Here is an 18888-nt window from a genome sequence, read left to right on the forward strand (position 1 = left end):
TGTATTCGAATGAGGCGCCTCTGCGTGACGGGCGGTGCATCGGTGAACTTCCGTCCCATATGGGCTATTTGGCGTTCCGCTCAGTCGGCGGTCCCGTCCGTATAACGGAAACCTGCTTCCCTCATCACGTTTACGCAAACATTCCCCGAGGGGTCTGGCGGGTGATCGCGGCAGCGTTGAAGACTCCCGCAACAAGGACCCTTCGGTCCCGTGTACGACCTGCTTCTTCAAGCTTTCCTCGCACCACACACAACTGCACCACTGATGTGAACGAAGCCGCTACAGCGGCGGGCATGGGTCGGTCACCACCGGCCGAGAGGGGTCCCCACCACGATGACGGCACCACTGCACGACACGAGCGCGGCCGAGACCGCGGCCGTCGATGTCGCCGCCGATGTCCCGCAAAAGGCCATCGAGGGGCGTTCACCCTGGAAGATCGCCTGGGTCCGCCTCAAGCGGGACAAGGTCGCGCTGGCCGGTGGGGTCGTGGTGCTCCTGCTGGTCCTGGTCGCGCTCCTCGCTCCGCTGATCGTGGACGCGTTCGGCCACCCGCCGGAGGAGCTGCACGAGGACCAGATCGACCCGCTCCTCGGCACCCCGATCGGCAGCTGGGGCGGCATCAGCTCCGACTTCCTGCTCGGAGTCGAGCCGGTCAACGGCCGTGACGTCTTCAGCCGGATCATCTACGGCGCCCGCATCTCGCTCCTGGTCGCCTTCCTGTCCGCCTTCGTGGCCGTCTCCCTCGGCACCCTCTTCGGTGTCATCGCGGGCTACTTCGGCGGCTGGGTGGACGCGGCGATCAGCCGGGTCATGGACCTTCTGCTCGCCTTCCCGCAGCTGCTCTTCATCATCGCCCTGATCTCCGTCACCCCGAACGAGCTGTTCGGGTTCTCCGGCTCCGGACTGCGCATCGCCGTCCTGGTCCTGGTGATCGGCTTCTTCGGCTGGCCCTACATCGGCCGCATCGTGCGCGGCCAGACCCTGTCGCTGCGCGAACGCGAGTACGTCGAGGCGGCGCGCAGCCTGGGAGCCGGCCGGTCCTACATCCTCTTCCGCGAGCTGCTGCCGAACCTGGTCGCGCCGATCACCGTCTACACGACGCTGATGATCCCGACCAACATCCTCACGGAGGCCGCGCTGAGCTTCCTGGGCGTCGGAGTGAAGCCGCCCACCCCGTCCTGGGGCGAGATGCTCCAGACGGCCGTGCGCACCTACGAGGACGACCCGGTGTTCATGATCATCCCGGGTCTGGCGATCTTCATCACCGTGCTCGCCTTCAACCTCTTCGGTGACGGCGTACGGGACGCGCTGGATCCCAAGGGATCCCGCTGAACCACCGCAAGCCCTGCGGATCCACAGCCCCTGCCACCAGTCAGGAGCGATAGCCCAGAACCCGCGGCCCTCAAGGGCCGTGACTACTACGGAGGTTGCGAGCATCGTGACAACCCATCGCACGTCGAAGCGCAGGCTTGCCGCAGGCACGGCTGTCGTGCTCGCGGCCCTGCTCACCACCACGGCCTGTGGCGGCAACAAGGACGACGACAAGGACGGAGCCGGCAAGACGCCCGGCTTCAACGCCGGCATCGGCAAGGTCGCCAACGCGTCCACCGCCAAGGGCGGTGAGCTCAAGTTCGTCGGCACGCAGGACGCCGACTCGTGGGACCCGCAGCGCGGTTACTACGGCTTCATGTGGGACTTCGCCCGCTACTACACCCGCCAGCTGGTCAGCTTCAAGCCGGCGCCGGGTGCGGGCAGCACCGAGCTCGTGCCGGACCTCGCGACCGCGAAGGCCGAGATCTCGCCCGACGGCAAGACCTACAAGTACACGCTGAAGGACGACGTCACGTGGGAGGACGGCACGCCCGTCACCTCGCAGGACATCAAGTACGGCATCGAGCGCACCTGGGCCCAGGACGTCATCTCCGGCGGCCCGGTCTACCTGATGCAGGTCCTCGACCCGAAGACCGAGTACAAGGGGCCGTACAAGGACAAGTCCGCGGACAAGCTCGGCCTGAAGGCCATCGAGACGCCGGACGCGAAGACCATCATCTTCAAGCTTCCGAAGCCGAACGGCGACTTCGAGCAGATGCTCGCCATGCCGGCCGCCTCTCCGGTCAAGAAGGAGAAGGACACCGCCGCCAAGTACGGCCTGAAGCCCTTCTCCAACGGCCCGTACAAGATCGACTCGTACGCGCCGAACAAGTCGATGAAGCTGTCGCGCAACGCCAACTGGAAGGCCTCGTCGGACACGATCCGCAAGGCGCTCCCGGACAAGATCTCGGTCACCTTCATGACCAACGCGGACGACATGGACAAGCGCCTGCTCAAGGGTGACTTCGACATCGACATCAACGCGACGGGCATCGGCCAGGCGGCCCGCACCACCGCGATCCGCGAGCACAAGGGCAACCTCGACAACGGCCAGACCGGCTTCATCCGTTACGCGGTCTTCCCGCAGACGGTGGCGCCGTTCGACAACATCGAGTGCCGCAAGGCCGTCATCTACGCCGCCGACAAGAAGTCCCTGCAGACCGCCCGTGGCGGCCCGCAGGCCGGTGGCGACATCGCCCCGAACATGCTCCCCGCGGGCATCAAGGGCGCCGACCCGTCGTACGACCCGTACGAGGTCCTGAAGAACGACAGCAAGCCGAACGTCGAGAAGGCCAAGGCCGCGCTGAAAGCCTGTGGCAAGCCGAACGGCTTCAAGACCACCATCGCGGTGCGCAACAACAAGCCGGTCGAGGTCGCCACGGCCGTCTCGCTGCAGAACGCGCTGAAGCAGGTCGGCATCGACGCCCAGGTCGACCAGTTCGACGGCGCCCAGACATCCGGCATCATCGGTTCGCCGAAGGTCGTCAAGGACAAGGGCTACGGCATCATCATCATGGGCTGGGGTGCGGACTTCCCGTCCGGACAGGGCTTCTCCCAGCCGCTGGTCGACGGCCGTTTCATCCTCCAGAGCGGTAACAACAACTTCTCGGAGCTGAACGACCCGGCGATCAACAAGCTCTTCGACCAGGCCATCGCGGAGACCGACCCGGACAAGGCCGGCGAGATCTACAAGCAGATGAACCAGAAGGTCTCCGAGGCCGCTGTCTACCTGCCCTTCGTCTACGACAAGACGATCACCTGGCGCAGCACCCGCCTCACCAACGCCTACACCGCGGACGCCTACAACGGCCGCTACGACTACGCCTCGCTCGGCGTCGTCAAGTAAAACCCAGTCAGTTCACGTTCCAGTGCCACACCCGCTAGGCACGAAGGGCAGGTGATGGCCGCGAGCGGTGGCCCGGGGCCCTCTCCAGAAGAGAGGGCCCCCGGGTCGCCGTCGGGCCGAGCGCAGTGCTTGCATATCTCATCCGGCGAATCTTCGCCGTCATCGTCATGCTGATGGTCATCACTCTGGTGACCTTCGGAATCTTCTTCCTGTTCCCCAAGATGATCGGGACGGACCCGGCGCTTTACTTCGTCGGCAAGCAGTCCGACCCGGCCGCCATCGAGGGCATCCGGCAGAAGATGGGCCTGGACGACCCGATCCTGGTCCAGTTCGGCAAGTTCGTGGTCGGGCTGGTGGCCGGACGTACGTACTCCAACGGTTCCGACGTGACGCAGTGCGCCGCGCCCTGCTTCGGGTACTCGTTCAAGACCGAGCAGGAGGTCTGGCCGCTGCTCCTCGAGTGGCTGCCGGTCACCCTCTCGCTCGCCCTCGGTGCCGTCGTGCTCTGGGTCATCGGCGGTGTCGCCACCGGCATCGTCTCCGCCCTCAAGCGCGGTACCCCGCTGGACCGTTCGGCGATGGGCATCGCCCTCGGCGGTGTCTCCCTGCCCATCTACTTCACCGGCATCCTGTCCCTGGCGCTCTTCTCCGACCAGCTCGGCTGGTTCGGGCGCCCGGACACGGAATTCGGTGAGGATCCGGCGACCTGGTTCAACGGCATGATCCTGCCGTGGGTCACCCTCGCCTTCCTGTACGCCGCGATGTACGCGCGGCTCACCCGGGCCACCATGCTGGAGGTCCTGAACGAGGACTACATCCGTACCGCCCGGGCCAAGGGCCTCACCGAACCCGTGGTCATCGGCAAGCACGCGATGCGCTCGACGATGACCCCGATCCTCACGGTCCTCGGCCTCGACCTCGGAGCGCTGGTCGGCGGCGCGGTGCTCACCGAGAGCACCTTCTCGCTGCACGGCCTCGGGTACAACGCGGTGAAGGCCATCAGCGACCACGACCTGCCGGTGATCCTCGGGGTCACCCTCATCTCGGCCTTCTTCGTGGTCCTCGCGAACCTTGTCGTGGACCTCATGTACGCAGTGATCGACCCCCGAGTGAGGCTCTCATGACCGAACTGACGAAGACCGGCGCCGTCGGCGAGCCCGTCTCCGCGGGATCGGCCCCCTCGACGGCCTTCCTCGAAGTCCGCGATCTCGAGGTGCACTTCCCCACCGACGACGGTCTGGTGAAGTCCGTCGACGGACTCTCCTTCCAGCTGGAGAAGGGCAAGACCCTCGGCATCGTCGGCGAGTCCGGCTCCGGCAAGTCGGTGACCTCACTCGGCATCATGGGCCTGCACCGCGTCGGCCAGTACGGCCGGCAGAAGGCCCACCTGTCCGGCGAGATCTGGCTGAACGGCAAGGAACTGCTGTCCGCCGATCCGGACGAGGTGCGCCGCCTGCGCGGCCGCGACATGGCGATGATCTTCCAGGATCCGCTGTCCGCGATGCACCCGTACTACACCATCGGCAAGCAGATCAGTGAGGCGTACCAGGTCCACAACAAGGTGGACAAGAAGACGGCGATGAAGCGCGCCGTCCAGCTGCTGGACCGGGTGGGCATCCCGGAGCCCCACAAGCGCGTGGACAGCTACCCGCACGAGTTCTCGGGCGGTATGCGTCAGCGCGCGATGATCGCGATGGCGCTCGTCAACAACCCCGAGCTGCTCATCGCCGACGAGCCGACCACCGCCCTCGACGTCACCGTCCAGGCGCAGATCCTCGACCTGATCCGGGATCTGCAGAAGGAGTTCGGCTCCGCGGTCATCATCATCACCCACGACCTGGGCGTGGTCGCCGAGCTGGCCGACGACATCCTGGTGATGTACGGCGGCCGCTGCGTCGAGCGCGGTCCGGCCGAGAAGGTCTTCTACGAGCCGCAGCACCCCTACACCTGGGGCCTGCTGGGTTCGATGCCCCGCATCGACCGCGACCAGACCGAACGCCTCATCCCGGTCAAGGGCTCCCCGCCCAGCCTGATCAACATCCCCAGTGGCTGTGCCTTCCACCCGCGGTGCCCGTACGCCGATGTGCCCAAGGGCGGCATCACCCGCACCGAGCGGCCGAACCTGCGTGAGGTGGGCAGCCGGCACCACTCGGCCTGCCACATGTCGCAGGAGGACCGCACGCGGATCTGGACCGAAGAGATTGCGCCGAAGCTGTGAGTGAGACAAAGGATTCCGAGATGACGATCCCGGAGCAGGCCACCTCCTCGCCCGAGCCGCTGCTCAAGGTCACCGGACTGGTCAAGCACTTCCCGATCACCAAGGGGCTGCTGCGCCGGCAGGCCGGCGCCGTCCAGGCGGTCGACGGCATCAGCTTCGACGTGCTTCCCGGCGAGACGCTCGGCGTCGTGGGCGAGTCCGGCTGCGGCAAGTCGACGATGGGCCGGCTCATCACCCGGCTCCTCGAACCGACCGGCGGTTCCATCGAGTTCGAGGGCACCGACATCACGCACCTCGGCGTGGGCGCCATGCGTCCGATGCGCCGGGACGTCCAGATGATCTTCCAGGACCCCTACGGTTCGCTGAACCCGCGTCACACGGTCGGTTCGATCGTCAGCGCGCCGTTCAAGCTCCAGGGCGTCACGCCCGAGGGCGGGATCAAGAAGGAGGTCCAGCGCCTGCTGGGCCTGGTCGGTCTCAACCCCGAGCACTACAACCGCTATCCGCACGAGTTCTCCGGCGGTCAGCGCCAGCGCATCGGCATCGCCCGCGCGCTCGCCCTGAAGCCGAAGCTGGTCGTGGCCGACGAGCCGGTCTCCGCGCTGGACGTCTCCATCCAGGCGCAGGTGGTGAACCTGCTCGACGATCTCCAGGAAGAGCTGGGCCTCACCTATGTGATCATCGCCCACGACCTGTCGGTGATCCGGCACGTCTCGGACCGCATCGCGGTCATGTACCTGGGCAAGATCGTGGAGCTGGCGGACCGCAAGTCGCTGTACGAGGCGCCGATGCACCCGTACACGAAGGCGCTGATGTCGGCGGTGCCGGTGCCCGACCCGCGTCGTCGCGGCGTCAAGAGCGAGCGCATCCTGCTCAAGGGCGACGTGCCCTCGCCGATCTCGCCGCCGACGGGCTGCCGCTTCCACACCAGGTGCTGGAAGGCGACGGAGATCTGCACCACGCAGGAGCCGCCGCTGATCGCCCTCAAGCCGGGGCAGCAGGTGGCCTGCCACCACCCGGAGAACGCGCCGGACCAGGTCCCGCAGGACGTGGTGATCGCGTCGGCGCGGGAGGCGATCGACATCGTCGACGCGAAGCCGAAGTCGGAGGAGACGGCGGAGGCCGCCGCGGCCGACGCCTTGGTTGCCGAGCCGGCCGTGGTCGAGACGCCGGTGACGAAGGCCGCCGAGCCCGAGGCCGCCGTGGTCGAGGCGCCGGTGACGAAGGCTGCCGAGCCCGACGCCCCTGTTGCCACGACCGCCGTGTCCGAGACGCCGGAGGCCGATGCCGCCGACGCGGACGAGGCCAAGGGCCCGGGGGGCACCGCCAAGGAGTAGAACCGGCACAATCGTCCGGTGCTCCAAGAACTGTTCACGCCCTCCGTCCAGCATTCGCTCGACCTCGCCGGAATCTTCGTCTTCGCGATCTCCGGTGCACTGCTCGCCGTGCGCAAGAACTTCGACGTCTTCGGCATCGCGGTGCTCGCCGAGGTCACCGCGCTGGGCGGAGGGCTGTTCCGTGACCTGGTCATCGGGGTCGTCCCGGCCGCCTTCACGGACCTGGGCTACTTCCTCATGCCCCTGGTCGCCGCCGCACTGATCTTCTTCCTGCATCCGCAGGTCGAGCGCATCCAGTCCGGGGTGAACGTCTTCGACGCCGCCGGCCTCGGCCTGTTCTGCGTCACGGGCACGACCAAGGCGTACGAGTACGGGCTCAGCCTGACCTCGTCGGCGGTGCTCGGCCTCGCGACCGCGGTCGGCGGCGGTGTGCTGAGGGACGTCCTCGCCAACGAGGTCCCGTCACTGCTGCGCTGGGACCGCGACCTCTACGCCGTCCCGGCCATCGTGGGCGCGACCATGGTCGTCCTGTGCATCCGCTTCGACGTGCTGAACGCGTTCACCAGCGGGACCGCGGTCATCACCGCCTTCCTGCTCCGGCTGGCGGCGATGCGGTTCAACTGGCGCGCACCCCGCGCCTGGAACCGGCGCTCGTCCGCCGCGGAGGAGGCATGACCCCTCTCCGCGGGCCCGCGTCCTGACGGTCGCCCGGAGGGAAGCGTCACAGCACAAAAAAGCTACCGCTCAGTAATGACCTGTTGTACCGTACCGGTATGGCACAGGCAGTTCAGGCATCGATCGGGGACAGCGAGTTCGACCGCGACACCGCTGTGTCCCTGCGCGCACCGGGCGTCTACGACGCGGAGCTCTCGGCGGGCTGGACGATCGTCCGCGCCGTCAACGGCGGGTACCTGCTGGCACTTCTCGGCCGCGCCCTCGGCGAGGCCCTGCCGCACCCGGACCCCTTCACCGTCTCGGCGCACTACCTCACCGCGTCGCAGCCGGGTCCCGCGCTGATCCGTACCGAGATCGTCCGCACCGGCCGCACCCTCTCCACGGGCCAGGCCTCCCTCGTCCAGTTCGAGGAGGACGGCACCGAGGTCGAGCGCATCCGCGTGCTCGCCACCTACGGCGATCTCGACACGCTCTCCGACGAGGTCCGCACCTCCGCGGCCCCGCCGGTCATGGCCCCGTACGAGCAGTGTCTCGGCCCCGCGGACGGTCCGGTGGCGATCCCCGGCAGCTCCGCCATCACCGAGCGGCTGAACATCCGGCTCGACCCGGCGACCGTCGGCTGGGCCGTCGGAGCTCCCTCGGGCAAGGGGGAGATGCGCGGCTGGTTCTCGCTCGCGGACGGCCGTGACGCGGACCCGTTCTCGCTGCTCCTGACGGTCGACGCCCTGCCGCCGACCTCGTTCGAGCTCGGGCTGACGGGCTGGACGCCCACGGTGGAGCTCACCACGCACATCCGCTGCCGTCCGGCTCCCGGCCCGCTGCGGGTCTCCATCGTCACCCGCAATCTCGCGGGCGGATTCCTGGAGGAGGACGCCGAGGTCTGGGACAGCCGCGACCGGCTCGTCGCACAGTCCCGGCAGCTGGCGAAGGCCCCGCGTTAGCCGAGCGGCGGGTGCAGGCCTCGCGCCGGCCCTCCTATTCATTCTCTTGCGGTTATATAACCCAGTGAGTATGTTCGCGGTATGCCCATACCGTTCGACGTGCTCGCGGAGCCCAGCAGGCGCAGAATCCTGGATCTGCTCCTGGAACGTCCGCATCTGGTCGGTGAGCTCACCGACCGGCTCGGCCTCAGCCAGCCCGGTACCTCCAAGCACCTGCGGGTGCTCCGCGAGGCCGGGCTGGTCCGGGTCCGGCAGGACGCGCAGCGCCGCTGGTACGAGCTGAGTCCCGAGCCCCTCGCGGAGCTCGACGCCTGGCTCGCGCACTACCGCCATCTCTGGGCGGGGAGCCTCGATGCGCTCGAACGTCATCTCGACGCGATGGAGGACGACTCCTCATGACCCCGCACCCCGACACCCTCACCACCGAGGACGGGCGCAACGCCCTGCGGATGGAGCGCCGTCTCGCGCACCCGCCGAAGAAGGTCTGGGCCGCGATCACCACGCCCGAACACCTCGCCCGGTGGTTCCCCTCCGAGGTGACCGTGGAGCTGCGTCCCGGCGGCGCCATCGGGTTTCTCTTTCCCGGTGATTCCGGGCCCGGCATGACCGGCACCGTGACCGACGCGGACGAGCCGCACGTGTTCGCCTTCACCTGGGGCGAGGACCATCTGCGCTGGGAGATCACACCGGACGGCGACGGCTCGCTGCTGACCCTGGTGCACACCTTCGGCGACCGGTTCGGTGCGGCGAGCTTCGCCTCCGGCTGGCACGTCTGCATCACCGCGCTGGCGCAACTGCTCGACGGCCGGGTGCCCGACGTCGAAGGGGACGCGGCGGGCACCCTGCACGAGGCGTACGTCGAGCGGTTCGGCCTCGCCGCCGGCACGGTCGAGGACACGGCCGACGGCCCGCGGATCCGCTTCGAGCGGCAGCTCGTCCGTCCCGCAGGGACGGTGTGGGACCTCCTGACCGGCGGCGCTGCTCCCGAGGCCGGCGACCAGGTGCCCGAGGGTTTCACCGCGGCCGTCGCCCCCGCGGGACCGGTCGTCGAGGTCCGCGCCCCCGAACTGCTCGTCTACGCCTGGCATTCCGAGGGCGAGGTCCGCTGGGAACTGGGCCAGGGCACCGGCCACGGCCCGCGTCTCGTCCTGACGCAGACGGGCCCGGCGGACCTGGACACCCGGGCCGCGCTGGACTCCTGGCGCCAGCGCATCGAGCACCTGGCGGCCCGGCTCCAGGAGCGCTGACGTCCGCTCCCGGGGCCCTGGCCGGGGCGTGCCGTCACACGGCCCGGCCGAGCCACGCCGCCAGCTGCGTGTACGCGTCGGAGCCCTCCGGCGCCTCCTGCACCGACCCGAACGGGACGGGTCCGCCGCGGGGTTCGACCGGGAGGACCTCCCGGGCCAGCGGCAGGATGATCTCCGCCAGTTCCTGCTCCAGCGGGAGAGGATGCCCCAGCGCCTGGGACAGGTCCCAGGTGTGGGCCAGGGTCTCCATGACGTAGCCGCCCACCGCGGCCGCGCCGGGGATCTCGGCGCCCCACGGCACCGTCACCGGTCGCACCAGCTTCGCGTCGTCCGCCCAGGCCTCGCCGAAGCGGCCGCGCGCCACGTCGTACGCCGCGCTCCAGCCGTCGTCCGCGATGCCGTCCGCGCGGGCGGCCACCGACAGACCGTCACCTCCCTCGCCGACGAGCGCGATCCGGTGCGTGCCGCCCACGACATGGGAGAGCAGCGCCCGTACGTCGAACTCGGGACAGGGCGTCGGAGCGTCCAGCCGGTCCGGTGTCACCGCCTTCACCAGGCCGGCGAACTGCTCGGCCGCGCGCTCGTACAGGGGGCGGGGATCGTTCATGTCGTCCATCTCCTCGAACTCCGAAGGCCCGCGGGCTCGCTGCTCGCCGGCCACACGCACTGTTCCGGGATAACCTGACATCTCCCGTCATGTTTTCCGGAGACGCTCGCCACGTGAAATCCGACCGGCTGCTGTCGATCCTCCTGCTGCTCCAGACCCGCGGTCTCGTGCCCGCCGCCGATCTCGCCGAGCGCCTGGAGGTGTCCGTCCGCACCATCTACCGCGACGTCGAGGCCCTGTCCGCCGCCGGCGTCCCCGTCTACGCCGAGCGCGGCCGGCACGGCGGGATCGCCCTGCTGCCGGGTTTCCGCACGGATGTCACGGGGCTGACGGCGGACGAGTCCCGCGCGCTGTTCGTGCTGGCCGCCCAGGGCGCCCACAGCGCGCTGGGCCTCGACGAGGCACTGGGCTCCGCGCTGCGCAAGGTGATGGCGGCGCTGCCCGAACCCCACCGGCCCGGAGCCGAGTTGACCAGCCGCCGCATCCTGGTGGACCCCGCCCGCTGGATGAAGGCACCGGGTCCGGCCGTCGATCTGGACGCGCTCAACTCGGCCGTCTTCACGGATCGCCGGGTGCGGCTGCGCTACCGCCACAGCGGCACCACCGAACCGCGGACGTACACCCTCGACCCGTACGGCCTCGTGGTGAAGGCCGGGATCTGGTACCTGGTCGCCGACCACCGCGGCGCGCCCCGCCTCTTCCGGGCGGACCGGGTCCTCTCGGCCGCGGTCACCGACGACCCCGTGCGGCGGCGTGCCGGCCAGGAGTTGGCCGACGTCTGGGAGGTGCTGCGCCGTCAGGTCGAGGACCGGCCCGCGGAGGTGTGCGTGACGGCGCGGGTGAGCCAGGAGCGGCTGGATCTGTTTCTGCGTATGCACGGCAGCCGGCTGACCGGCGAGCCCGTGCCGGAGGAGCCGGACGCGGCCGGGCAGCAGGCGGGCGCGGAGACGCCGCGCTGGACCCGGGTGGAGCTCGCCCTCGGCTCCCTGACGGCGGTCCGCGTGCTGCTCGCCTTCGGCGAGAGCGTCGAGGTGCTCTCCCCGCCGCAGGCGCGTGCGGAACTGGCGCGCGCCGCGGCGGAGATCGTCGCGCTCTACGGGACGGGCGCCGTCAGTCCAGCCAGTGCCGGCGGCCGAGACTGATCAGCCGCAGCTGACGGCGGGCCAGGGAGGCGGTCCGGTCGAGCCCCGCGGGCCCGGCCTCCAGGAACGCGGACGCCGTCATGACCATGTGGTCCACATAGACGCCGGCGAGCATCCGCAGATCCGCGGCGCTCCAGCCCTCCGATTCGGGTTCGTCGGCGAAGGCCGCCGCGACCTCGTCGCCGAACTGCCGCAACTGCTCGGCGATCGCCTCGCGTACCGACTGCACTCCGCCGTGCCGCTCCCGCGCGATGAAGCGGACATGAGCGGGGGAGGTGCGGACGAGATCCATGATCAGGGACACCGTCCGGTCGATGCGGGCATCGTCCGCCTCTTCCGTGAGCGCTTCGCCGATCGTGGCGTGCAGACTGCCGAGCGCCTCCTCGACCAGGGCGACACCGAGGTCCGCCGTGTCGCGGAAGTGGCGGTAGAAAGCCGTCGGCGCCACACCCACGGCCCGGGTCACCTCGCGCAGCCCGAGACTGCTCAGACTCTGCTCCTCGAGCAGCTGCAGCGCTGCGTCCAGGAGGGCCTGACGGGTTTTCTGCTTCTGGGCCTGGCGGATTCCGGCGGTGTGACTCATGGAACTGAGTAAACAACCGTTCTCCGGATAAGGGAAGTGTAGACTCGCCAGTCAGTGAACAGTCGTACCGACAAGTGTTCACCGAAATGTCGAAAGGATGACGATGATCGCCCTCGTCGCAGCACTGCTCCTTCTGGGGATCCTGCTGGGCGCCGTGGCCCAACTCCCCCTTTCCGCCACCTTCGTGGCCTGCGCCGTCATCGGCGTCTGGCTTCTCGTCTTCGCCGTGCGCGAGCGTCGCGCCCGTCAGCACTGACCCGGAAGGAGCCGAACCGGCCATGCAGCTCTCCGCCGTCAAGCACAGCGACCGCACCAAGCACACCGATCGCACCCCGCGCGGCCGCAGCGCCGCCCGGGGGACCGCCGAGCGGGAACGCACCATCGCCCGGAGCGCCGATGCTCCGAACGCCGGCACCCCCAACTCCGCCGTGCCGAACCCGGACACGCCGGACTCCGGTACCCCGAGCACCCCGGACTCCGCCGCGCACACCCGTCCGACAGGCCGCCGCGACGCGGACGGCATGGCTGTCGCCGCCTTCGTGCTCGGACTCGTCGGCCTGCTCGTGATGAACATCGTGCTCGGCCCGATCGCCGTCGTACTCGCCTCCCTCGCCCTGTGGCGGGGCACCGCACGCCGTGGCCGCGCCCTCCTCGGACTCGCGCTCGGCGTCGCCGACCTGGTCGTCCTCGGCGTGCTCGTGGCCATGAACGGCACCGTGGTCTGGGGCTTCGGCGGCTGACCGCCCCGCGACTCCCGGCGCGCCGCGAGGGGTTCCCCGCCGCGCCGCACCCACCGCCTCCCGCAGCGCTGCGGGAGGCGGTCGGCGTTGTGCGGGGGCTACTTGCTCTGCAGCGACCCCAGCGGATGAGGGGCCTCCTCCAGCGCGGCCTGTGCCGCCTTCCAGCCGGTGTCGGCGGGGTCGAGCGCGCTGCGCAGATACGCCCAGGTCAACTGCTGGACCAGAGCGACGCGTTCGGGGCTCTCGTCCGTCGTCTCCGCGACCTCGTACCCCGGGATGCCGCCGAGCGAGTGCTCCGCCCCGAACAGCGTGAGCAGGCTCTTGCTTCCCGGGCTGAGGTGGTAGGGGTCGGTGAACCAGTCCGGCCCGCGGGTCGTGAGCGCGGACTGGTCCCGGTCGCCGGCGACGATCAGAGCCGGCGTGGTCATGTCGTCGAAGGACGGGTTCATGAAGGGCAGGTTCTCGACGGCGAACGGGGTCAGGTCGTCGCCGCCCCGGCCGGGCGGGGTCAGCAGCACGCCCGCCTTCACGCGCGGGTCGGACAGGTCCTCCCCGGGAGCGCCGTCGGGGTCGAGGACCCGCGCGCCCAGCAGTGTGCTCGCGGTCTGGGCGCCCCAGGAGTGACCGGCCACGGCGGTACGGCCGCGGTCGAGGCGTCCGCCGAGGCCCGGCACGGCGGCCTCCAGGACATCGAGCCCGTCGAGAACGCGCACCAGGTCCTCGACGCGTATGCGCCAGATCCGCGGCGTACGGGGGTCGTCGGCGGGCAGGCCGAGCGTTCTCGAGTCGAGATGGGTGGGCTGGACGACCACGAAGCCGCGGGCGGCCCAGAAGTCGGCGAGCGGTGCGTAGCCGTCCATCGACCAGCCGAAACCGTGCGAGAGGACGACGACGGGCAGGTCGCCGCCGGTCGCGGGCGCGGAGACGCGGACCTGGAGATCCTCGCCGCGGCCGGGGGCGGGCAGGACCACGGGCTTCGCGGACACGATCGTCGTGGGGGCGGGCGCGATCCGCAGCGCGGTCGGGTTGTTCGATGCGGGCGTGGTTTCGGGCATGGATGCGGGCGTGGATTCGGGCATGGAGGTGCTTCCGTTCGGTTGCCGTGCGCGGTGGAGGGGTGTGACGGGCCCGGCGGCCGCGGTGCCGGGCAGGAGGCAGGGCGGCGCCGTGCGGCGTGGCCGTCCGGCCCCGGTTCTGACATCATGAGAAAAACGGAACCCTGCTCCGCAAACGATACGGAGCGTTGTTCCGCTTTGCAAGGTGCGCAGGAGACTCGCAGGAGAGTCGCGGAGGACAGGGGAGGAGTGCCGCGGTGAACGAAGGCGGCCCCAGCGCGGGAAGCTCGGCCGGATCCCGGCGCAAGGACGCACGGCGCAACCAGCAGACCCTGCTGGAGGCGGCCGCGACGGTCTTCGTCAGATCCGGCGTGGAGGCGCCGGTGCGCGACATCGCGGCCGAGGCGGGCGTCGGGATGGGCACGATCTACCGCCACTTCCCGACGCGGGCGGATCTCATCATCGCCGTCTACCGGCACCAGGTGGACGCCTGCGCCGAAGCCGGCCCCGCCCTGCTGGCGGCCGGCGCAACTCCGCACGCCGCCCTGGGGCGATGGATCGACCTCTTCGTCGACTTCCTGGTCACCAAGCACGGACTCGCCGCCGTGCTCCAGGCGGACAGCGCCGGTTTCGAGGCGCTGCACAGCTCCTTCCTCGACCGCCTCGTGCCCGTGTGCGGCGAGCTGCTCGACGCCGCCGCCGCATCCGGCGAGATCCGGTCCGACGTGGAGCCCTACGAGCTCATGCGCGGAGTCGGGAATCTCTGCATCGGTTCCGGCAGCGACGCACGCTACGACGCACGCCGACTGGTCGGCCTCCTCATCGCGGGACTGCGCCAACCGCGTTGACCGCGGCGCCCGCTCGCCCTGCCCCCGTGGCCGGGCGTGGCGGGCCCCGCGCGCCCGTGCCCCCCTGCGCCGCGTCCGCGCCCCCGCCACGCCTCGTAGAATCGGGGCCACCATGGCTTACCTGGACCACGCTGCGACCACTCCGATGCTGCCGGAGGCCGTCGAGGCGATGACCGCGCAGCTCACCGTCACCGGCAACGCCTCTGCACTGCATGCCGCCGGGCGCCGGGCCCGCCGCGCCGTCGAGGAGGCCCGCGAGACCCTCGCCGAGGCTCTCGGCGCGCGCCCGAGCGAGGTGGTGTTCACCGCCGGCGGCACCGAGGCGGACAACCTCGCCGTCAAGGGCCTGTACTGGCAGCGGCGGGACGCGGAGCCCGCCCGTACCCGGATCCTCACCAGCCCCGTGGAGCACCACGCCGTGCTCGACGCCGTCCACTGGCTCGGCGAGCACGAGGGCGCGACCGTGGAGTATCTGCCGGTCGACGCGTACGGGCGGGTGCACCCCGAAGCCCTGCGCGAGGCCATCGAGCGGAACCCCGACGACGTGGCCCTCGCCACCGTCATGTGGGCGAACAACGAGATCGGCACCGTCATGGAGGTGGCGGAACTGTCCGCGGTGGCACGGGAATTCGGGGTTCCGCTGCACTCCGACGCGGTCCAGGCCTTCGGCCAGCTCGACGTCGGGTTCGCCGACTCCGGGCTCGCCGCGATGACCGTCTCCGGCCACAAGATCGGCGGCCCCTACGGCATCGGGGCGCTGCTCCTCGGCCGGGAGTACACCCCGGTCCCCGTCCTGCACGGCGGCGGCCAGGAGCGGCATGTGCGCTCCGGCACCCTCGACACCCCCGCGATCGCAGCCTTCGCGGTCGCGGGCCGGCTCGCCGCCGAGCGCCGCGAGGAGTTCGCCCGCGAGATCGGCGCCCTGCGCGACGAACTGGTCGACGCCGTCCGTACGGCGGTGCCCGACGCGGTCCTCGGCGGCGACCCGGCCGACCGGCTCCCCGCCAACGCGCACTTCAGCTTCCCCGGCTGCGAGGGGGACTCACTGCTCCTGCTGCTCGACGCCCAGGGCATCGAGTGCTCCACCGGGTCGGCATGCACGGCCGGTGTCGCCCAGCCCAGCCATGTCCTGCTGGCGACGGGCTCGGACCCCGACCTCGCGCGCGGCACGCTCCGCTTCAGTCTCGGCCACACCTCCACCAGGGCGGATGTGAAGGCGGTGGCGGAGGCGATCGGACCGGTGGTGCAGCGGGCGCGCACCGCGGGCCTCAGCTGAGGGCTGTCCCCGGGGCCGGGTGGCGTCCCTGGGCCCGTCGCCCCGGACCGGGCGGCACCCCTGGGCCCGTCGCCCCGGACCGGGCTCAGGCCTTCTTCTCCGCCACCTGCCGGGCCGACGGCATCTGGCCGCGCACCAGTTTCAGATAGCGGTTCCAGTTCCAGTACGGTCCCGGGTCCGTGTGGTCCGTCCCCGGCACCTCCACATGGCCGATGATGTGCTCGCGGTCCACCGGTATCCCGTACCGCACGCAGATCCCCGCCGTGAGCTTCGCCGAGGACAGATACATGGCGTCGGTGAAGTCCCGGCGCCGGTCGACGAAGCCCTCGTGCTCGATGCCGATGCTTCGTTCGTTCATCTCGCGGTTCCCCGCGTGGAAAGCGACGTCGAGCTCGCGGATCATCTGGGCGACGCGGCCGTCCTTGCCCACCACGTAATGCGTGGCCGCGCCGTGCCCCGGGTTCTTGAAGACCTTCAGCGCGGTCGGATAGCTGCCCTGCACGACATGGATGACCACCCGGTCGATGCCGTAGTCGTCGGGCCGGTCCGCGCGGCGCCAGTTCGCCCGGGCCGCTGCCGTCCAGACCGCGCCGACGTGGTCCAGCTCACCCTCCACCCGCTTCTTCTCCACGCCGGGCACCCGCCACCAGACCCGTCGCAGCTCGTCGTGGGCCAGCGCACCCGCCCCCACCACGGCGGCCGTGCCGCCGATCAGCGCGGCACGCCTGCTGATCCGCCGCTGTCCGCCGCGCTTCTCATCGCTTCCCATGCGCTGTTCAACGCATACTCGCGAGCCTCTGGTTCCCCGGGCCCCTTACCCTGGTATCGCTATGACTCAGACTTCCCAGCGTCCCCTCCGTGTGCTCGCCGCCATGTCGGGCGGCGTGGACTCCGCCGTCGCCGCCGCACGTGCCGCCGAGGCCGGCCACGACGTGACCGGTGTCCATCTGGCGCTCTCCGCGAATCCGCAGTCCTTCCGCACGGGTGCGCGCGGCTGCTGCACCATCGAGGACTCCCGCGACGCCCGCCGCGCGGCCGACGTCATCGGCATCCCCTTCTACGTCTGGGATCTTGCCGAGCGCTTCCGCGAGGACGTCGTCGAGGACTTCATCGCGGAGTACGAGGCGGGCCGCACGCCCAACCCCTGTCTTCGCTGCAACGAGAAGATCAAGTTCGCGGCGCTGCTCGACAAGGCGATCGCGCTGGGCTTCGACGCCGTCTGCACCGGCCACTACGCCACCGTCATCGAGCGTGAGGACGGCAGCCGCGAGCTGCACCGTGCCAGTGACATGGCCAAGGACCAGTCGTACGTCCTCGGTGTGCTCGACGAGCGCCAGCTCGCGCACGCGATGTTCCCGCTCGGTGACACCCTCACCACCAAGGACGAGATCCGGGCCGAGGCCGAGGAGCGGGGGCTGGCGGTCGCGAAGAAGCCGGACAGCCACGACATCTGCTTCATCGCCGACGGCGACACCCAGGGCTTCCTGGCGAACCGCCTCGGCACGGCGGAGGGCGACATCGTCGACGAGGGCGGTGCGAAGCTGGGCACCCACGACGGGGCGTTCGGCTTCACGATCGGCCAGCGCAAGGGCCTGCGGATCGGGCACCCGGCGGCGGACGGCAAGCCGCGCTACGTCCTCGACATCTCCCCGGTGAACAACACGGTCACGGTCGGCCCGGTGGAGGCGCTGGACGTCACCGCCCTGACCGCGATCAAGCCCCGCTGGTGCGGGGCTGCGCCGACGGGCCCGGGGACGTACACCGCACAGCTGCGGGCCCACGGCGGCGAGACCGAGGTGAGCGCGGAACTGGTCGACGGCGAGCTGCGGGTGACCTTCACCGAGCCGGTGCGGGGAGTGGCTCCGGGCCAGGCGGTCGTGCTGTACGACGGCACGCGGGTGGTCGGCTCGGCGACGATCGCCTCCACGCGGCGCGTGACGGCATCGGTCGCCTGACGTCCCGTGTCCGAGGCCGCCTCTAGGTCCGGTCGGGGCGATCTTCGAGGATCGGCCTGTGGCGTCGGATGCGGTGCATCGCACGGCGGTGGGGGCACCCCCGGCCGGAGGCTGGGGGAGATCGTCCTCGTACTGGGCGTACTCGGGCGACTGGGACAACACAGCGTGGGTGCACCTCCCGTGCCCGAAGGGCTACGGGGGAGTGCCGTAGCTGTCGTCACAGGCCCGACAAGATCGCCGGACTGGCCTAGGCGGAGAAGAACTCCAGCAGCAGCGGCGCCAGCACATGCGGGGCCACCTCGTGCGTCTGGCCCGTCAGGGTTCGGTGCCGACCGCGCGGGAGGGCCTGGGCGGCCAGGCGTGCGGCCTCCCGCATGAAGGGCGGGCTCATCCCCCCGTCCACGACCATCACCCGGGTCCCGATGCCGCTCAGCATCGCGGTCGGCACCCCGCCGCCCGCCATGACCTCGTGGTCGTACACGAGCGTGGGGGCGACCGCCTCCATGTCCGCCCACATCGGCGTCCCGCGCATCGCGTCCAGGCCCTCGGGCGGCACCCCCATCTCGCCCAGGAAGACCGCCAGCGCCTCCCCGCGCCGGTCCTCGGCGAGGAGTGCCCGCATCCGGTGTTCGTAGGTCGGTGGCGGGGCTCCCGGCGCCTCGTCCGGGTCGTACGGAGGCTCGTAGGCGGACAGCTGTGTGATCGGAAGTCCCGCTGCCGCCGCCCGCAGCGCCAGTGCCGCACCCGACGACGTCCCGTGCACGGACGCGGCTCCGCCCGCCTCGCCGATCACCGCGGCCAGGTCCTCGATCTCCCGCTCCACGGCGTACGGAGCGGTGTCACCGCTCGCGCCACGGCCGCGCCGGTCGTACGTGAACACGCTGAACCGCGACGCGAGCAGCCCCGCGAGCGGTGCCTCCACCGCGGACGTGCACAGCGCCCCGCTGACCAGAACCACCGGCGGGCCGTCGCCCCGCTGCTCGTACGCGATGAGGGTGCCGTCCTCCGACTCCGCCTTGCTGAGCGTCCTGCTCATGTTGTCCATGA

At 70.4% G+C, this 18888-nt stretch carries 20 protein-coding genes; 15 read left to right on the plus strand and 5 right to left on the minus strand.

Annotation, left to right across the window (positions count from 1 at the left end; genetic code table 11):
* The first annotated feature begins 333 nt into the window (after positions 1-333).
* The 9 genes from OHA05_RS25490 to OHA05_RS25530 all read left to right on the plus strand — a co-directional run bounded on the left by OHA05_RS25490 (position 334) and on the right by OHA05_RS25530 (position 9635).
* Entirely contained in the window at positions 334-1332 is a 999-nt protein-coding gene (locus tag OHA05_RS25490; RefSeq protein WP_313943958.1) for an ABC transporter permease, read from the plus strand.
* 106 nt (positions 1333-1438) lie between these two features.
* Positions 1439-3217, plus strand: coding sequence for an ABC transporter substrate-binding protein (locus OHA05_RS25495; RefSeq protein ID WP_313943957.1), 1779 nt, complete (start codon positions 1439-1441; stop codon positions 3215-3217).
* A gap of 125 nt (positions 3218-3342) precedes the next feature.
* On the plus strand, positions 3343-4341 hold the full coding sequence (locus OHA05_RS25500; protein WP_313943956.1) for an ABC transporter permease: 999 nt from the start codon (positions 3343-3345) through the stop codon (positions 4339-4341).
* A complete protein-coding gene (locus OHA05_RS25505) occupies positions 4338-5435 on the plus strand; it encodes an ABC transporter ATP-binding protein (RefSeq protein ID WP_313943955.1) in 1098 nt (365 codons plus the stop codon). Before OHA05_RS25500 ends, OHA05_RS25505 begins: the two co-directional genes overlap by 4 nt.
* Before the next feature lie 20 nt (positions 5436-5455).
* Positions 5456-6772 (plus strand): ABC transporter ATP-binding protein, encoded by a 1317-nt coding sequence (locus OHA05_RS25510; RefSeq protein ID WP_328861810.1) that lies wholly within the window; start codon positions 5456-5458, stop codon positions 6770-6772.
* An 18-nt stretch (positions 6773-6790) separates the two neighbouring features.
* Positions 6791-7447: a trimeric intracellular cation channel family protein gene (locus OHA05_RS25515; protein WP_313943953.1), complete on the plus strand. Its 657-nt coding sequence runs from the start codon at positions 6791-6793 to the stop codon at positions 7445-7447.
* A gap of 98 nt (positions 7448-7545) precedes the next feature.
* Entirely contained in the window at positions 7546-8388 is an 843-nt protein-coding gene (locus OHA05_RS25520) for a thioesterase family protein (RefSeq protein ID WP_328861811.1), read from the plus strand.
* Positions 8389-8469: 81 nt separating this feature from the next.
* Positions 8470-8787, plus strand: a complete 318-nt coding sequence (locus tag OHA05_RS25525; protein WP_313943951.1) for an ArsR/SmtB family transcription factor — start codon at positions 8470-8472, stop codon at positions 8785-8787.
* Entirely contained in the window at positions 8784-9635 is an 852-nt protein-coding gene (locus OHA05_RS25530) for an SRPBCC family protein (protein WP_328861812.1), read from the plus strand. Before OHA05_RS25525 ends, OHA05_RS25530 begins: the two co-directional genes overlap by 4 nt.
* 34 nt (positions 9636-9669) lie before the next feature.
* Here the strand turns inward: OHA05_RS25530 and OHA05_RS25535 are convergent, their stop codons facing one another.
* Positions 9670-10242, minus strand: coding sequence for a TIGR03086 family metal-binding protein (locus tag OHA05_RS25535; protein ID WP_328861813.1), 573 nt, complete (start codon positions 10240-10242; stop codon positions 9670-9672).
* 113 nt (positions 10243-10355) lie between these two features.
* On the opposite strand from OHA05_RS25535, the gene OHA05_RS25540 reads away from it, so the two are divergent.
* The gene (locus OHA05_RS25540) at positions 10356-11384 is read left to right on the plus strand and encodes a helix-turn-helix transcriptional regulator (protein ID WP_328861814.1); all 1029 of its coding nucleotides are present in this window, start codon (positions 10356-10358) and stop codon (positions 11382-11384) included.
* Here OHA05_RS25540 and OHA05_RS25545 read toward each other — a convergent pair.
* Positions 11353-11967 carry a TetR family transcriptional regulator gene (locus OHA05_RS25545; protein ID WP_328861815.1) on the minus strand — a complete coding sequence of 205 codons (615 nt, stop codon included), beginning with the start codon at positions 11965-11967 and terminating at the stop codon, positions 11353-11355. The genes OHA05_RS25540 and OHA05_RS25545 overlap by 32 nt on opposite strands.
* 97 nt (positions 11968-12064) lie before the next feature.
* On the opposite strand from OHA05_RS25545, the gene OHA05_RS25550 reads away from it, so the two are divergent.
* Together OHA05_RS25550 and OHA05_RS25555 are read left to right on the plus strand one after the other, a co-directional pair.
* Positions 12065-12223, plus strand: a complete 159-nt coding sequence (locus OHA05_RS25550) for a hypothetical protein (protein WP_313949143.1) — start codon at positions 12065-12067, stop codon at positions 12221-12223.
* Between the two features lie 172 nt (positions 12224-12395).
* Entirely contained in the window at positions 12396-12707 is a 312-nt protein-coding gene (locus OHA05_RS25555; protein ID WP_391846277.1) for a DUF4190 domain-containing protein, read from the plus strand.
* Between the two features lie 98 nt (positions 12708-12805).
* Here OHA05_RS25555 and OHA05_RS25560 read toward each other — a convergent pair whose 3' ends face one another.
* Positions 12806-13762, minus strand: coding sequence for an alpha/beta hydrolase family protein (locus OHA05_RS25560; protein ID WP_328861816.1), 957 nt, complete (start codon positions 13760-13762; stop codon positions 12806-12808).
* 257 nt (positions 13763-14019) lie between these two features.
* On the opposite strand from OHA05_RS25560, the gene OHA05_RS25565 reads away from it, so the two are divergent.
* Together OHA05_RS25565 and OHA05_RS25570 are read left to right on the plus strand one after the other, a co-directional pair.
* Positions 14020-14610, plus strand: a complete 591-nt coding sequence (locus tag OHA05_RS25565) for a TetR/AcrR family transcriptional regulator (protein WP_313943945.1) — start codon at positions 14020-14022, stop codon at positions 14608-14610.
* A gap of 112 nt (positions 14611-14722) precedes the next feature.
* Complete coding sequence (locus OHA05_RS25570) at positions 14723-15886, plus strand: cysteine desulfurase family protein (protein WP_328861817.1); 1164 nt, start codon at positions 14723-14725, stop codon at positions 15884-15886.
* Between the two features lie 85 nt (positions 15887-15971).
* Here OHA05_RS25570 and OHA05_RS25575 read toward each other — a convergent pair whose 3' ends face one another.
* The gene (locus tag OHA05_RS25575; RefSeq protein ID WP_313943943.1) at positions 15972-16655 is read right to left on the minus strand and encodes an N-acetylmuramoyl-L-alanine amidase; all 684 of its coding nucleotides are present in this window, start codon (positions 16653-16655) and stop codon (positions 15972-15974) included.
* 61 nt (positions 16656-16716) lie between these two features.
* On the opposite strand from OHA05_RS25575, the gene mnmA reads away from it, so the two are divergent.
* Entirely contained in the window at positions 16717-17841 is a 1125-nt protein-coding gene (gene mnmA / locus OHA05_RS25580) for a tRNA 2-thiouridine(34) synthase MnmA (protein WP_328861818.1), read from the plus strand.
* A gap of 247 nt (positions 17842-18088) precedes the next feature.
* On the opposite strand, the gene OHA05_RS25585 is transcribed toward mnmA, so the two are convergent.
* Positions 18089-18886, minus strand: a complete 798-nt coding sequence (locus OHA05_RS25585; RefSeq protein ID WP_328861819.1) for an alpha/beta fold hydrolase — start codon at positions 18884-18886, stop codon at positions 18089-18091.
* Positions 18887-18888: the final 2 nt, after the last annotated feature.

This window comes from Streptomyces sp. NBC_00306 (genome assembly GCF_036169555.1).
GTDB lineage: Bacteria > Actinomycetota > Actinomycetes > Streptomycetales > Streptomycetaceae > Streptomyces > Streptomyces achmelvichensis.